Source organism: Changpingibacter yushuensis, assembly GCF_014041995.1.
In the GTDB taxonomy this organism is placed as follows: Bacteria; Actinomycetota; Actinomycetes; order Actinomycetales; family Actinomycetaceae; genus Changpingibacter; species Changpingibacter yushuensis.
In genome coordinates, this window is the sequence record NZ_CP059492.1 from 2,577,844 (window position 1) to 2,593,005 (window position 15,162).

General features: G+C 56.3%; 13 protein-coding genes. 4 read left to right on the plus strand and 9 right to left on the minus strand.

Annotated elements, in window-relative coordinates:
• Positions 1-51 precede the first annotated feature (51 nt).
• Together H2O17_RS11090 and H2O17_RS11095 are read right to left on the minus strand one after the other, a co-directional pair.
• On the minus strand, positions 52-1,650 hold the full coding sequence (locus tag H2O17_RS11090; RefSeq protein WP_182049720.1) for an ABC transporter substrate-binding protein: 1,599 nt from the start codon (positions 1,648-1,650) through the stop codon (positions 52-54).
• A gap of 28 nt (positions 1,651-1,678) precedes the next feature.
• Positions 1,679-2,836: an amidohydrolase family protein gene (locus H2O17_RS11095; protein WP_182049721.1), complete on the minus strand. Its 1,158-nt coding sequence runs from the start codon at positions 2,834-2,836 to the stop codon at positions 1,679-1,681.
• 987 nt (positions 2,837-3,823) lie between these two features.
• Here H2O17_RS11095 and H2O17_RS11100 point away from each other — a divergent pair.
• Positions 3,824-4,156: a coiled-coil domain-containing protein gene (locus H2O17_RS11100; RefSeq protein ID WP_182049722.1), complete on the plus strand. Its 333-nt coding sequence runs from the start codon at positions 3,824-3,826 to the stop codon at positions 4,154-4,156.
• A gap of 159 nt (positions 4,157-4,315) precedes the next feature.
• Here H2O17_RS11100 and H2O17_RS11105 read toward each other — a convergent pair whose 3' ends face one another.
• Positions 4,316-5,509: a nucleotide sugar dehydrogenase gene (locus tag H2O17_RS11105; protein WP_182049723.1), complete on the minus strand. Its 1,194-nt coding sequence runs from the start codon at positions 5,507-5,509 to the stop codon at positions 4,316-4,318.
• Between the two features lie 297 nt (positions 5,510-5,806).
• On the opposite strand from H2O17_RS11105, the gene H2O17_RS11110 reads away from it, so the two are divergent.
• Both H2O17_RS11110 and H2O17_RS11115 read left to right on the plus strand, forming a co-directional pair.
• The gene (locus tag H2O17_RS11110; protein ID WP_182049724.1) at positions 5,807-6,775 is read left to right on the plus strand and encodes an arsenate reductase/protein-tyrosine-phosphatase family protein; all 969 of its coding nucleotides are present in this window, start codon (positions 5,807-5,809) and stop codon (positions 6,773-6,775) included.
• A 447-nt stretch (positions 6,776-7,222) separates the two neighbouring features.
• Positions 7,223-8,692, plus strand: a complete 1,470-nt coding sequence (locus H2O17_RS11115) for an LPXTG cell wall anchor domain-containing protein (RefSeq protein ID WP_182049725.1) — start codon at positions 7,223-7,225, stop codon at positions 8,690-8,692.
• A 96-nt stretch (positions 8,693-8,788) separates the two neighbouring features.
• Here H2O17_RS11115 and H2O17_RS11120 read toward each other — a convergent pair whose 3' ends face one another.
• From H2O17_RS11120 to H2O17_RS11140, 5 genes are all read right to left on the minus strand, one after another.
• Complete coding sequence (locus H2O17_RS11120; protein ID WP_182049726.1) at positions 8,789-9,490, minus strand: hypothetical protein; 702 nt, start codon at positions 9,488-9,490, stop codon at positions 8,789-8,791.
• Between the two features lie 2 nt (positions 9,491-9,492).
• Positions 9,493-10,962, minus strand: coding sequence for an NAD(P)/FAD-dependent oxidoreductase (locus tag H2O17_RS11125; RefSeq protein WP_182049727.1), 1,470 nt, complete (start codon positions 10,960-10,962; stop codon positions 9,493-9,495).
• 124 nt (positions 10,963-11,086) lie between these two features.
• Entirely contained in the window at positions 11,087-11,446 is a 360-nt protein-coding gene (locus H2O17_RS11130) for an ArsR/SmtB family transcription factor (protein ID WP_182049728.1), read from the minus strand.
• Between the two features lie 118 nt (positions 11,447-11,564).
• A complete protein-coding gene (locus tag H2O17_RS11135) occupies positions 11,565-12,371 on the minus strand; it encodes an SRPBCC family protein (RefSeq protein WP_182049729.1) in 807 nt (268 codons plus the stop codon).
• Positions 12,372-12,388: 17 nt separating this feature from the next.
• Positions 12,389-13,582 (minus strand): FAD-binding protein, encoded by a 1,194-nt coding sequence (locus H2O17_RS11140; RefSeq protein WP_182049730.1) that lies wholly within the window; start codon positions 13,580-13,582, stop codon positions 12,389-12,391.
• Positions 13,583-13,738: 156 nt separating this feature from the next.
• Here H2O17_RS11140 and H2O17_RS11145 point away from each other — a divergent pair, with 156 nt between their 5' ends.
• Positions 13,739-14,185, plus strand: coding sequence for a SprT-like domain-containing protein (locus H2O17_RS11145; protein ID WP_182049731.1), 447 nt, complete (start codon positions 13,739-13,741; stop codon positions 14,183-14,185).
• A gap of 104 nt (positions 14,186-14,289) precedes the next feature.
• Here H2O17_RS11145 and H2O17_RS11150 read toward each other — a convergent pair whose 3' ends face one another.
• Complete coding sequence (locus tag H2O17_RS11150) at positions 14,290-15,156, minus strand: FadR/GntR family transcriptional regulator (protein WP_182049732.1); 867 nt, start codon at positions 15,154-15,156, stop codon at positions 14,290-14,292.
• Between the last annotated feature and the right edge of the window lie 6 nt (positions 15,157-15,162).

Consider the following 15,162-nt stretch of genomic DNA (forward strand, 5'->3'; position numbering starts at 1 on the left):
CTCTTAGGTGTGTGGCCCGTGCGCCATTAAGGCACACGGGCCGGTCAAAACTCAGTCAGTCACTGAGACATCTTGCAAGAGCATTGAACCATTAGGAAGGACCGTCAGACCGGAGATGTCCGAGGTGGTGGCCTTAATGACACTCGTGTAGTAGAGCGGGATGTAAGGAACCTGCTCAGCCATGATCTTCTGGATGTCGAGGTAGATCTGCTGGCGAGCGTCGCCGTCGGCCGTCTCGCGACCTTCGTTAAGGAGCGATGTGACGTCGTCGTTCGTATAGAAGGTCCAGTACGAGTGGCTGAAGCCATCGGGATCGGCCTGGAAGGAAACCAGACCGTCAGGATCGGGGCTGTCAGACTGTCCAGAGTTGATCATGAAATCGTAGTTGTAATCGCCGTACACCTTGGAGGAGAAGGTGGCTGATTCGAGCGATTCGATCTCAACTGTGATGCCGATTTCTGCCAGCGACTGCTGCACAATCTGGGCCTCTTGAGCCAAGGCCGAGTTGCCGCTCTTGATTGAGAGCGTCACAGAGAATCCATCCGGATACGCTGACTGCGCCAGCTCCTGCTTTGCCGAGTCCAGATCGTAGTCCAGCGCGTAGCCTTCGTCATTCGCCGAGTACTCGATTGTGGGCGGAATAAGCGAGTTGGCGACAGTAGCAGTTCCGAAGGTCACCGCGTCAACAATTCCTTGGCGATCAATTGCCTGAGCAACCGCGCGGCGAACATGCTCGTCGGCGAAGTACTCATTCTGGGTGTTGAAGAAGACTTGCTCGATTTCCCACGACTTGTTGGTCACCACATTGACGGAGGCGTTCGACTCAAGCTCCGTCACGTTTGCATAGGGGACCTCGTCGATAATGTCGAGCTGACCAGCCTGAAGCTGCTGCTGTAGCTGAGCATCGTCGGAAACGAGTTTGTAGACCAGCTTGTCGACGTACGGCTTGCCATCCTGCCAGTAGTTGGTGTTCTTCGTGAACGAAATGTCAGCGTTCGGATCCCATTCGTCCACCACAAACGGCCCAGTGCCTACCGGGTTCTTGAAGAAGTCCTCTTCGCTCTGTCCGCCGAAGTCCGCCGGGTAGATGCCATTGGAGAAGTTCGCCAGCTCCGAAATGAGCGGCGTGTATGCGCTGGTCAGCGTAATCGTCACCTGATTGTCTGCGGTGGCCTCAATCGAATCGATGGGTCCAGACAGTGGCAAGGGGCTCTCGTCACCAAGCTTCAGGTGACGATCGAGTGAGAAGACGACGTCGTCGGGCGTAACGTCTGTGCCGTCCGAGAACTTCAAGCCATCACGCAATGTGAAGGTATAGGTCAGGCCGTCGTCGGAAATGTTGTAATCGCTAGCGAGCCACGGAATGACTTCGCCGTCGGCGTTGAATGAAACCAAGGATTCGAAGACCTTGTCAATCGCAAACGCGTTGTTCGCGGTGATTTGGGTTGCCGGATCTAGGGAAGTCACGGCGGCCACACGTCCAACGGTCAAAGTTCCACCTGAGACGGGGGAAGCCGACGCCGTGGAACTTGCGGAAGCCTCAGAACCCGAATCAGACGAGGAGCAGCCGGCCAGTGCCAGCCCCGCAACTACAACGGCAGCACTGATCTTGAACAGGCCTCGCCTGCCTCGTGAATCTTGACGTTTCATAATCTGTTCTCCTGATGTGTGGGTGTATCTAGTTAGAAATGTGTGGCTGCAGTTGGTTCGAAACCATGCGTCCAGATTTGATGACGGCGACGATTGCGTCGGCTTGGGCGAAGGTCGTTGGGTTCAATGGGTTGTACCGGAGCACGACGGCGTCGGCGGGTGCGCCCGTTTCGATCGTCCCGGTCTGGTTGAGATTGACAAGCCGCGCGCCGGCGGATGTTGCGGCACGCAGCGCCTCTGTTGGGGTAAGCCCTGCATCAATGAGAGCAAGCAGTTCGCGGGCGTTGGAGCCATGTTGATCCATGGTTCCAAAGTCCGTGCCAAGCGCAATATGGACACCTGCATCCCGGGCTGTGCGAACCGCGGCTGGATGCGCGTGAACGGCGTGCTGTACACGCTGGAGGAAAGATCTAGGTAGCTTTCCCTTTTCGATCATTGCTAACACCAAGCGATAGATCACAAGAGTGGGAACAAATGTGGCGCTGGTATGAGCCGCAAGTTCAGCTTGATCTCTTGTCAGGAAGATCCCGTGCTCAATGGATTCCACGCCGGCCTCCAGAGCCCACGTGATCGCTTGGCCTCCCCACGCATGCACCATGACGCGCGCACCGGCTTGGTGTGCCAGCCTCGTCGCTTCCTGAAATTGGGCAGCTGTGAAGTGAGGTTCGAGGTCTTGACCTTCTGGACTGGTCACGCCATCGGTTCCAATTAACTTGATCCACTGAGCGCCTCGATCAAGTGCGTCTTCAACCGCGGAGCCCACCGTTCCACATCTCTGCGCATCCTCACGAGTAATGAGGGCGACGCAGGGCGACACGGCTGGACCAAGGATGTGGCCCGACGCGAGCTTCTCCACCCAAGCTGTCTCCAATCCCCCGGCATCTCGCGCGGAGGTGAATCCTGCGGCGAGAGTTTTGGCGAGGGCCAGTTGGATGAGTTGATCGCGATCAGCCTGAGCTCTTTGGTTCCTTTCGGACTCGTCAAAATCAGTCCACGCCAGATGAACATGGCTATCCACGAGCCCGGGGATCACCCACGTGTTTTCGCCTGGGAGCAGATTGGTGGCAGAACCTGAAGCAGAAAAGGTCCCTGCCTCCCAATACAGCGCGGGAGATGTATAGAAGGTGAAATCAGGTCCGAGCACCTGAGCGTTGGTGATGCCAGACACTGCGTTGAGAGCGTCCATGGAGATTCATTTCTTTGAAGACTTGAGCATGCTGTTTCTCGATGCTGGGCTCAAGATGCCCGAGCGATCGATAGTTGTGACGAAGTCACTTTCTCGTTTAGAAGTTTCGCCGCATGGCCGAACAACACGAGCTACACATTCGCAGGCCCCAAGGTGGAGCGGATTCAGTGGCAATTTGTGTCATCTGACTCCCCTTCCGAGATTACCCTTCAACCAACCAAACAAATAGGTATTTGCAAGTATAGGACTAAAGACGTCCCACGTGTGAGCAAGGTACGTCACACGTTAAGCCCACCACAATCCAGCTATCCTTCCAGTCGCCGACCCGCGCCTGAGCCGGCGCGGCGCAAGAATCCGCGTCTTAGCTTCATAACACGCACAAGCCGTGCCACACCTTGGCAGCTGTTCGCAATGGTTGATCAGCGAGAGTTGTTCCCCACCAGATCCTTACAGGTCACCCACTCGATCTTCACAGGATTATTCATCAGATCCTGACTGGGTTACGCACTCACCCCAAAGGGTTACCTACTCACCACTAAAAAGGATCACCCATTCGTCCCAAAAAGGACTACCCACGCAATCCTTACAAAGCCAATCACTCGATCCACACCCGCGTAAAGCACTATTTTTGGGACGCATATAGTCCTCAAGTGATACGGTGAATCCTGTGGCAAGACGGAGGCAATGTACTCGAGAGATTGATTGAATCTTCCAACATCAGTTTTTTGAGTAAGTTCCCAGACGAGAAACACATACTTGACTACCGATGAGTTCACCATTTGGTTATCATCATCATGATGGCTTAGACATCAATAATCGAAAAGTCACTGGCTCTTCTTGCCGATAGATTACTTGCACGAACTAGATAAATGACCGAACGCAACACAAGAAGTCGCCGTGATGCAGGTAGTCCCCCGCTAGGCCCAGAAGCCTGCCCGGGAATACCTCGCACACCCGCTACCAGTGCCCAACCCGGAGAAGCACACAATGCCAAGACCAAAAGGAAGTAAGAACAAGCCTAAGACGGTTATCTCATATGAGATCCAAGCAAAGGGCATTCGTTCCGAGATCAATGCCAATCAGAAGTCTGTAGATAAGCTTTCACACGAAGTCGATGCCTTGGTGTCCAGTCTCAGCGCAAAGAAGAAGGAACTGCGCTCAGCACGTACCCGGCTGAATCGCTCCACCAAACAGCTTACGCAACTGGAATCGCGAGTCGGCGAAGAGAAGCGGCGCCAAGACGTGACGAAGCTTCTTGACACTCTGCTTGCAAGCGGAAAGTCGGTTGACGATCTCGAGGCAGCTATCAACCAACTTTAGGGTTGCCTCGAAAGATCCCAACCGCGCCCGCCGCTCACTTGCGAAGCTCCACATTGTGGAGTAGAAGCGGCAGTGAGCTGGGCAAACGTAGGGGTGCCGGGTGATGGAACTTCCATCACCCGGCACCCCTACGTTCACACTGTGCTGTGACTCAGCCAATCAGTCACGATGATACATATCGCGCGTGTAGAGCTTTGACACCACGTCCTCGAGGTCCTCACTCCACCTGTTCGCTAGGATCACGTCACACCGCTTCTTGAAGTCATCTAGATCCGCAGTGACTTCAGAACCGAAGAACTCAGTGCCGTCAAAGGTTGGTTCGTAAACGACAACTGGAACACCCTTGGCCTTAATGCGCTTCATGATGCCTTGGATAGCCGATTGGCGATAGTTGTCTGAACCAGTTTTCATGGTCAGGCGGTACACGCCCACCACTGGCTTCTCAGTATCGGAGAGGTCAGCCAATACATCGGACGCGATGAAGTCCTTACGAGTCCCGTTGGCATCCACGATGGCCTGAATGAGATTCTGTGGAACATCTTGGTAATTGGCGAGCAGCTGCTTCGTATCCTTCGGCAGGCAGTATCCGCCATACCCAAAGGAGGGGTTGTTGTAGTGCGTGCCAATTCGCGGATCCAGTCCCACACCGTCAATAATCTGCTTGGCGTTCAGACCACGTACCGAAGCGTACGTATCAAGTTCATTGAAGAAGCTGACTCGAAGCGCAAGGTACGTATTTGAGAACAACTTGATAGCTTCGGCCTCGGTTGAGCCACACACCAAGCAGTCAACATCGGGATCAAGTGCCGCCCCGGAAAGAATGCCAGCGAACTGTGCCGCCTTCTCTTCCAACTCTGGCTTTGCGGACGGGAAGCCAACCACAACGCGCGACGGGTGCAAGTTGTCTCGCAACGCGTTTCCTTCGCGCAGGAATTCTGGGCTGAAGAGAATACTCAACTTCGGGAACTCCGAGGTTAGGCCCTCTACATAGCCCACTGGAACAGTGGACTTGACCACGATGGTTGCATCCGGGTTGATTGCCTGGACCTGCCGGAGCACCTGTTCCACGCTTGAGGTGTCGAAGTAGTTCTTGTCTGGGTCATAGTTGGTGGGTGTTGCAATAACAACCCAATCAGCACCTGTGAACGCTTCCTGTGGATCGGTTGAGGCGTTGATCCTCGTCCCAGCCGCCAGAGCGTCCTCAATCTCAACGTCTCGAATGGGAGACTTACCCGCATTGATCAGGTCAACGCGGCTCTGCGTGATGTCGAATGATCGTACCGAATGGTGCGTGCTTAACAAGACGGCACATGAGAGTCCAACGTATCCGATGCCGGCAACGGCAATGTTCATGGGTTATCCAATCCAAAATGAAGCTCCGGATCGCGCACTGAGATGCGATCGACGATCCAACGGAGATAGGTCCGAGACAATCATAACGATCTGTTGAATTCGGTGTGGCCGATGCCGTGGGGCCCACACTCAACCACTGCCGTGGGGCCCACACTCAACCACTCAGGTGCATGGAACAAGCAGCGATACTCGGTACATCACACTCACAGCCGCCCCAAGCCTCACGATGTTTGATACCGTGACATACGAATGTGCTCTAAGAGCCGGCCACTTCCGGCTCATGAAGAAAGAGAGAGAATGTCCAAACTCTCCGGTACATCCGAATCGGGGAATCAACAGGCAATCACGCCGCTGCGGGTGCTTGTTGTATGCACAGGGAACATATGCCGCTCCCCTCTCGCTGAGTACGCACTCCGTGGACAGTTGGATCCTGCCGTCTTTCGCATCGCAAGCGCAGGAACCCGCGCAGTCCCGAACGGGCGCGTACCTCAGGAGCAGGTTCAGATCGCCGAGAGCCTCGGGATCGCAGGCATCTCAACACACATCGCACGTCAAGTTACAGCTGAAAGCATCGCGCAAGCCGACCTCATACTCACTGCTTCTCGCCACCGCCGGCGCCGCGTGGTTCGCACTGTGCCATCCGCCGTCAAATACACTTTCACAATCCGCGAACTTGCCCGAGTCAGCCAGACAATCACTGATGAGGACTTGGCGTTCCACATGAAGAACGGCAACGATCCTGTCCGTGCCGGAATCGCCGCTGCAAATGAGATTCGTGGCCTCGCTCCTCGACCAAGCGATCCTCGGGACGACGACGTCGTCGACCCATATGGTCACGAAGCCGCAGTTTACGAGGAGTCTGCCCGTCAACTCATGCCCGCCGTGCGCGTCATAGCACAGTTTCTCAGCCATCTGGCGGGCACGAACCTCCGCCAACTATCTGGAACGACTGGACAAGGCACGCACACACCTGACCCCGCGCATGCCTCCACTCAGCCGGGTCGGCCAGTTCAACTAGCTCAGCCTGCGGCGCAACGCTTGTCCACCACGCAAACCTCTCCTATATCAATCTCACAGGCCAGGCCCGTGGCAACGCGTTGGAATGGACCGTTGCTCCACGATCCGGATGCGCGTGCGCATCCGGATCAACACGAACCCGCTAAGGGCCAAAAGGCCGCCAGCCCACAAAAAACTGGGGCAGAACAGGCGCGCTCGGCTACGCCCGCGGCTACGCCTCGCCGGCGCCGCGGCAAGCACTCACAGTAAGCTCAAAGTATCAAGTTCACCTGTTTTTCCATCGACGGGACGAATGAACAACAATTGATGAGCCACATTTCCGAGGTCGAGAACACACCTTGTGACCAGCGGAAACACTGATGCAACAGTCGGTGAAAGATCTCGAAACAATCGCTGGATAACCTAAACCGTCCGAAAGAAATCACTGTGCCTCCACCACGAACACTGTGATCTCATGACACCTCGAACGAAAGGCTATCCGTGCCTGCAAACACACATCATTCGCCTCACCAGAGACACCGACTAACCGGCTTATCTGTAGCCGCGCTCTCAGCATTACTGCTCTTAGTCCCAACAGTTAGTTCTGCCGCAGATCCCACGCAACATCCCTCATCCGCCTCTGTCCTTGAGCAGGATGTGCTGAATGCTGTCAGTGAAGCAGACTTTTCACGCGTATGGGATTTTGATAATGGTGAAGTGACTGAACAGGTCCCACAAGTTGATGTTGCAGTTATTGAACTTGGCGAAGACGGAAGCATCCGTGACACGGCGAACATCCTGGTGAGTCGCGACTACCCCAACGGTGTAATAGCACCTATTGACTCGGCACTGTCCTCCAGCTCTGTACGCTGGATCCGTTGGAACCAGAACGCTTTTGACGGAAACGGTACGTATGGCGAAGGGACTGATATTGTTCCTGGTCGCGAAGATGCTCCTCTGCGGTACATGTCCACCTACCCCGCATCGTTGCTCAAATCCATGGTTGCCTTCGGCCTCGTGTTCCTGAGCGACCACGGTGCAATCGACCTATCAAGCGATTACACTTTCTCAGGCACTACCAAATCCATACAGACCTGGTCAGCTGAGATGATTCAGTACTCCAACAACACCTCAGCGCAAGCAATGATCAAGCTACTTCACGAAGTGGAGTATGAGGGCCAGTCGGGCATTGATTTTCTCAATGACGAACTCCAGCGTCTCGGACTTACCACCTTGCAGCTACAAGGAACCAGCTCTAGCACTGGCGGTAATTGGTCAAATGGTGGTGTCACAATGACTGCATTCGACATTGCACGTCTGGATCTAGTACTCGATGGCGGCGACGGCGGAGTGCTGTGGACCACAGATAAAGGTGTAGATGTGTCGGCTGACGTTATCAGCACCGAAGGACGCAATTGGCTGATGACCTTGTGGCAAGGAACGGCTTTCCACTGGATGCTTGACACAGGGAACTTCTGCGACTGGACAACACCGTATACCGGGGAACGCCAGTATCCCGCGCGGGGTATCCCGGCCGTTGTTCCAGATTCGACTCTCAACGCTGATGGAACATCAAAGATCGCGTGGGCAGATTCGCCATTCGCAACCATAGATATCAGACCGTGCAACAGTGAAGCCGAGGTAACCTACTACAACAAGTACGGGCTAACGTACAATGCTGGCGCTGATGCTGGGATTGTGAAATCCCTAGAAGGAAAAGACTTCCGGCATTACATCATCGCTGTCACAAGCAATCTCGGTTACCGCTATGGAGATGAAGAACTCGCAGCAACAGAGAACGCCTGTCTGAGTAACGAAAGCAGCTTCTGCTACACCGAGCGATTCCCGATCCTGGCTGCGAAAATTGACGCAGCAATTGCCGCTCGTGACGCAGAACCAGCACAGCCCAGCCCGACCCCCACGTCAATTTCGCCCACGCCGAGTACGCCAGCCACATCTGACGAACCAAGCGTGGAGCAGAGCACTACGCCGTCAGTAACAGAGACGACAACAACTGCACTACCGTCAACTGACTCAACGACCAGTACCGCGAATTTGGCATCAAATGGAGAATCGCTTGCCAACACGGGAGCCTCAGGCACGGCACCGCTTGTGCTGATAGGCCTCCTTGTACTCGGCGCCGGTATTGCGCTGACCGTTGTTGTGCGTCGGCAGACGAGCAACTAGAAAGCTGACCGGAGAGGCGCCACACAAACGTGATGCCTCTCCGGTTCCGACTTACTGTTCGCGGTTTACTGTTCGCGCTGCTCGAATTATCCGTTTCTATCCCGTGATGAGCTGCATCAGGAAGGCAGTCACGGCGAATCCCACAGGAATCGGGGCCCAGAACTCCAGCGCAGCCCACCACGGGTTGCGTTCCAAGGTTCCACGACGCATCGGCAGCACTGGTGCTTCGTTCGCCAACTCACGCGGGTGCTTACGCAGTCGATCCACCAACTTCGCCTGTTCGTCGGTGACCTCTTGGGCATTGACCAGTTCCCCCATGCCTGGCTCAGTCTGCTCCAAAGCCATGAGAGTTCCCACAGGTGGATCCTTCGGATCGTCGGGATCTACCTCAGTCATCATCACGATCGAACGAAAGTCGGCGGCGGCATCCACCGTCCGAACAATCACAGGAACCAGAAGGCCGGATCGGGATCCACGCTTGACGTAGCGTTGACGAGGATCCTCCTTTGTCCCAAGGGTGCGTGCCACCACGGGCACCGGGTGTGACTCTGCAGCTGGCCGTATCATCCACGGTACGAGGCACGCCGCCACGATCGCGATCATCACGATCATTGCGATCCACGCACGTCCGTTGGTTACGTCCACATCCAGGAACAAGACCGCAGCGATCGTACCGATCACGCTGCCCATCGCGAGCGCCGTGCCGATTCTCCGGGCGTGATCGATTGGCCGGTTCGCCGGGATTGCTCCAGCTGAAGCGGTTGCGCGCACCAGATTCATACGGTCGGACGATGCCACCATTAGCTCCTTAAGAATTCGACGATTTCGCGAACTGCGCGCCGCGCGGCCCACCGAGCACCCACCGTTGAGGCACTCGGACCATACCCTATGAGATGCAGCCGGGGATCCGCCGCCACGCGAGTTCCGTCCATCACGATACCGCCCCCGTGCACGCGCAGCCCTAGCGGAGCCAAGTGGCGAAGCTCTGCGCGAAATCCGGTAGCCCAGATGATTGAGTCTATCTGGACCTCCGAGCCATCGTTCCACACAGCTCCGTACCGCGTGAGGTGATCAAACATGGGGAGGCGATCGAGCAGACCACGTTCCTCAAGATCGCGGGTCCATTGCGTAACCGGCAGTCCCGTTTCAGCGACGACGGCGAGCGGCCGCAAGCCCGCTTCCACTCGCGCCCGGACACGTTCTTCAACAGCGCGGCCTTCGGCGGCCGTCAGACCGGCGTCAGAGTGCAGGCCAAACTCAAGAGAAGGTGATCCTGCGGCTGAGGCGGATCCCGTGGCGGCCGCAGCTCCCCCAGATTGGTCGGATCCTCCTTCTCGGTTCTCTTGAGTGTTTTCGGCGGTTCGCCAGCGAGGCGGAGTACGGGTTACCCAGTACGTTTCACGTGCAACTCCACCCAAATCGTCGAGATGTGAGAGGGCGCTGATTCCACCACCAACTACCATGACGCTCTGACCTTCAAACTCGCGAGCGCCTACGTAATCCTGGGTGTGGTACTGCCTGCCCACGAAGCTCGATGCCCCTCGACAGAAGGGCACAAAAGGGCGAGTCCACGTTCCGGTGCAATTGACGACTACTCGGCTGCGGAAGGTCCCTGCAGTGGTCTGTGTTTCTAGGAACTCCCGCGGCCCAGACCTGAGAGCATCGTGCATAGCGCTCGGCAGCTCATCGGACGCCATGGGGGTAACTGACCGCACGGAATGGACCAGAATAGGACGAAGAACGGGAAGATCGTAAAGATCTTCGAACTCAGAGAAGTAGGTGGGCACGAAATCAGCGGCCTCCGCTCGCGGATCCGTTTCTCCCACGGGCAGGCCGGGCAAATCGGCGATGTGGTTGACGGTGGCCATCGTCAGAGAAGGCCACCGATGCTGCCACGCGCCTCCCGGGCGGGTTTCGGCGTCGAGCACCAGATACGTTCCCAGAGAAGTCGAATCTCGGGAGTACTCAGACTGTTGCTCCGCATCCGCACGGGTTGGGCCGGATAGCGTTGAAGATTGCGCGAGGCCGGCAGCGCCGGCATACCCACGGAATCCACGCTTTCTCAACTCGAATGCGGCAGAAATACCGGCTTGGCCTCCACCGATCACGAGGACGTCAACATAGTGCGGCACAGACATGCGCGGCTCACCCCACACCAACTCCCACAAAGGTCGGCTGACGTCGGGATGCGATGCTGGTAGGTAAGCGCCGGTGGGGATGCGGGTGTAACTTCGCCTTTGGGATCCCCGCCCTGGTTCCGACACTCTCATGCTCCAAAGTTACCGGAAATGTTCACCCGCTTGCGGTCGCTACCGCGGCCGTGGCCACAAGTTCGAGACCCACGTCTGGTCGGTGGTGGGCCTCGAACCCACCACCGAACAGCTCATCGCCATGCTAGATGCAGGTGGCCATAAACGGGCAGGTCTCGCAGTCGTATCCGTTCACGCATGGTGTGAACGCATGCTCGAACGCAAGGTCAATGAGCATGCGGAACTCGGCCACCGTATCCAAATTGAGCCGGTAATGGACCTCGCGGGCTACTTGCTCGCGAGTAATCCAACCGGCCTCCCGGAGAATTGCAAGGTGTTTGGTGGCGGTTGGTTGGCTGATCTGCAACTTCTCCGCCACTTCAGACACAGACAATGGCGCTTCTTGGTGTGAACCGAGCACCTTGATCATCTTCATTCGCACTGGGAAACCCATTGCGGACTGAAGCTCACAGGTCCGCTCAACCAATCCTCGTTTAGCCATCATTCAATGATGCCTTGCTGGCAGTCTCGCAAACAATCTGCGCCTTCCACAGCGATTCTTGCAATCGTCGATGATAGTAGCTTCGCCGAGGTTCTCCGTGAAGCAAGAAACCGCGCTTTCACTATGAATCGCGCTTCACACCGAGAGCAACGGGCTTGGCGTCCGAGTGCCACACGCCAACAGCGCGCACAAGGCGATCCACGATCTGTGGCGCCTGGCGCCCTTCCGCCACCTTCTTGACCTTAATGAGCATCTTCCTGACCATGAACACTGATGGACTACCGAGCCAGATGTAGATGAGCGCGGACGGGATCTTCTTTCCCCACGGTTCCCAAGTCGAGTCACATCTGTTGACAAACCGAGTACGGCCATCGGGAAGCTCCTGCAATATGAAGTTCCACGTCCATGCGAACGAAGTGAGACCGAAGGGCGGGAGCAGCGCCATAGAACCTTGATATGTGGGAGGACGCCGCGTATCTGAGAGGGAGGTGAAGTGGGATCCTGGATCCACTTCGGCGATCTGCGAGCCGATTCCACTCTGGTGATAGAACATGAAGTCTCCGGGCTTCACTTCTTGCCATGCATCAACTCGGTCAAAGACGTTATGGATGTGGAACGTGAAGAGTCGCTCGAGCCATGAGAGTGCGTAGAACCCACCCTTGCGTTGACCAAGCTGCGCGATTACTTGCCATACAACTTCCGGGGGAGCATCGATCACGATATCTTCTTGCAAGCGGGCAAAGGAATCTCCTGGCAACAGAAGGTCGTCACCTGGGAGTTCCTGCTTCCTATCCTCCGTGGAGGAGAATCCGCGAAGACCATATATCCACATGCCGCCAAGGACGGTAGTCGGAATCGTCGCGACGGCTCCGGCGGCTAATGCCACTGGATGCTTTGCGATGCATCGGGCGATGGATGAGATAGACATGAGTGCTTTCCTTGCCTTTACTTCTCGTTGTTGGCTGAGGACGTCAGAAACCTGTTGGCGTGAAGTCCCACTGCGTTGAGAATTTGGTTGGCGGCGTAGACCCCTGAGATCGCAGTGGGTTCGAGGCCTAGGCCGTTGTGATCGCCCGCCACGAAGGTGGTTGGCCCATACTGTTGTTCCACATAAGCTCGCCCCGTCACGTACATCGCTTTTTCCCATTCGCGGCGTTGGATGAGCTCGAACTCAGTGAACAATGCAGCCAAATCGATCTCCGGTTCACGGCTGTAGACGAGGTATGTTCCATCATCTTGAACAGCAGTAAAGATGATGGGCGAGGTGAAGGGGAAGAGATTCATGTCCTGCGCACTCAGATCCTTGCGAATAGTGCCTCGCACATGCTCTACGTAGAGTTGGCACGACTGACGGATGTCCCCTACGTCAAGGAACTGCGCGGTCACAACTGCGGGAGTTGCGAACACGACCGTTTTGCCCACGTACTCCCGGCCACTCGCGGTGGTGACGATGTGGAGTCCGTTCTCCTCACGATGTGCCACCACCGAATCCTCAACAAACCTGTCGCCAAGACGCTTCCGGTGGGCTTCGGCGTCGAACTCAAAACGATGAATCGGAACAATCAAGCCTTGTGACACATTGCAGAAGTCCAGTGCGGTGATCTGATCCATATCAGCGCCCGTGCACGCGTAGGAGAACTTCGATACGTAGTCCTCTGCAACCGATCCCAAATGATGGCGTGCAATGAAACTGGAAGCCGGCTCTGTATACAGGCGCAGGATGAAAGGGTCTAGTTCCATTGCTTCGCGTTGGGACATGACTTCGCAGTTCTTTTTGAACTGGCTGTAGTGACGCATGAACTGCGCCATGGAAATGCCGAATGCGGCGAAACCTGGGCTCCGCTTAAGGGTGTGCATACTGAGGGTCGTAAACGATTCCCCCTTGCCATCATGGAAGCGGCAGGAAAGAGGGTTTATGCGCGTCCGCCGGGAAACAAGCTTGGCAGCGTTCCCATAGTTGGACATGACGAAGTATGCGCCGAAGTTGACTTTGCCCGTTGAGTCGTAATCGATTCGCCCTCCCAGAGTGTCAGAGATAAGTGCGAAGGTGGCACCGCCTTCATCGAGTTTGTATGCACAAGACAGTCCTGCGCTTCCGGCTCCGATGACTATGGCATCAAGTGTGTTGTGTGAATCCATGGTCTACTCCTGAACTAACAATGCATCCCACGGCTCGAGGCTCTTTTGCCCGAACCTACGTATAGCACTTGTGGAATACGTAACGCTTCATTCGTCGTATTGCCAAAGTACTATACGTGGCGGGGCCTTTTGTCCCTCTCTACTAGAATTGCCGGTATGGAACTTTCCAGAGCACAAGCTGTGGCACGAACTCTCATGGATCGTCATGGCTTACAGGCGTGGGATCTCACGTTCGACCGCGCCAAGCGCCGAGCTGGACTCACCGACTTTCGCTCCCACACGATCAGCCTCTCAGCACCATTCATGGTGCTGTATGACGAAGCTCGGGTACAGGACGTCATTCTGCATGAAATCGCGCATGCCCGTGTGGGGCGCGATCATGGCCACGACGCAACGTGGAAGGCTGAGGCCCGGCGCTTGGGAACAACGCCAACCGCCTGCATCACGGACGGCCCCAAACCACCAGCCCCATACTTGGGAATCTGCCCCAGCGGGCACCAGATTGAACGCTTCCGCGCTCCACGCAAGGTCATGTCCTGCGCCAAGTGCTCCGCGAAGTACAACCCGGCTTACGCCTTCAAGTGGTACAAGAAGTCGGCCTAGAGCCTCGCTGGGCACCCTCGCCACATTGCCCACTTCCAGCGAATCAGTATCTTTCGATGCTGAACTTCCCCCACCCCTTACGCCTCCGGTTCTTCCCCCACCTCTTACGCCTCCGGTTCTTCCTGAGTGCCTTCTGTCGGCTCGGCCTGACCCAGCACCTCTGCCTTAGCCGATGCGCGCGCCTCGGCCTCCTTTTCGTTTCGGTCAAGGATGATTTCCAGAGGCTTGTAGTGCTTGCGAACCGCCTTGCGGTAGGCCTTGCGATCTCCAGCTTCCGCAGCCCTCAGGATGTCACCGTGCGCTCTGGCGGTCGCGGCGAGGTCATCGCCGTCGTCGTCGGACAAACTAGGAACTACCACCTGATGTACAAGCCAGAGCGCTGAAACCATCTGTTCGGCAACAACGTTTCCCAGCGTCTCAAGAATCCCCAAGTGGAACGCACTGTCCTCTTCAAGGAACCTCTCGCCGCGAGCGGCCTTTGCCACCATAGCGTCGACGACGTCGTGAAGGCCCTGGTGGTGTGTACCAGCGAAACCCTCTGCGATCTCGGCCGACATACCAAGGTCAAGGTATTTGCGTAGTGCCACGACGTCGCGCAATGAGACAGTGGAGTTCTCAGTACTTAACGAGGCACGCAGGGTGAGCGTCTCAACGAGCGGGCGTAGGGACATGTCGCCTACAAACGTGCCGCGGCCCTGATGGACGTAGACAATGTCAAGCGCCTCGAGCTTGCGCAGCGCTTCGCGCACAGAAGAACGCGATACGCCAAGTTCGGCACACAACTCCGCCTCAGTAGGGAGCGGTGAACCCGGACGCAGATCATGCGAAAGTATGTAGGCCTTAATCGCCTCCATTGTTGCGCTGGAACGGTTCACCACGGGAATCGGCCCCAGACCTGCAGGCAAAGACCGCTGCAACAGGTTGTCAGACGAATCTTGGAGAAACCGTTGCGCGAATTTGTCAGACATCATATGGTT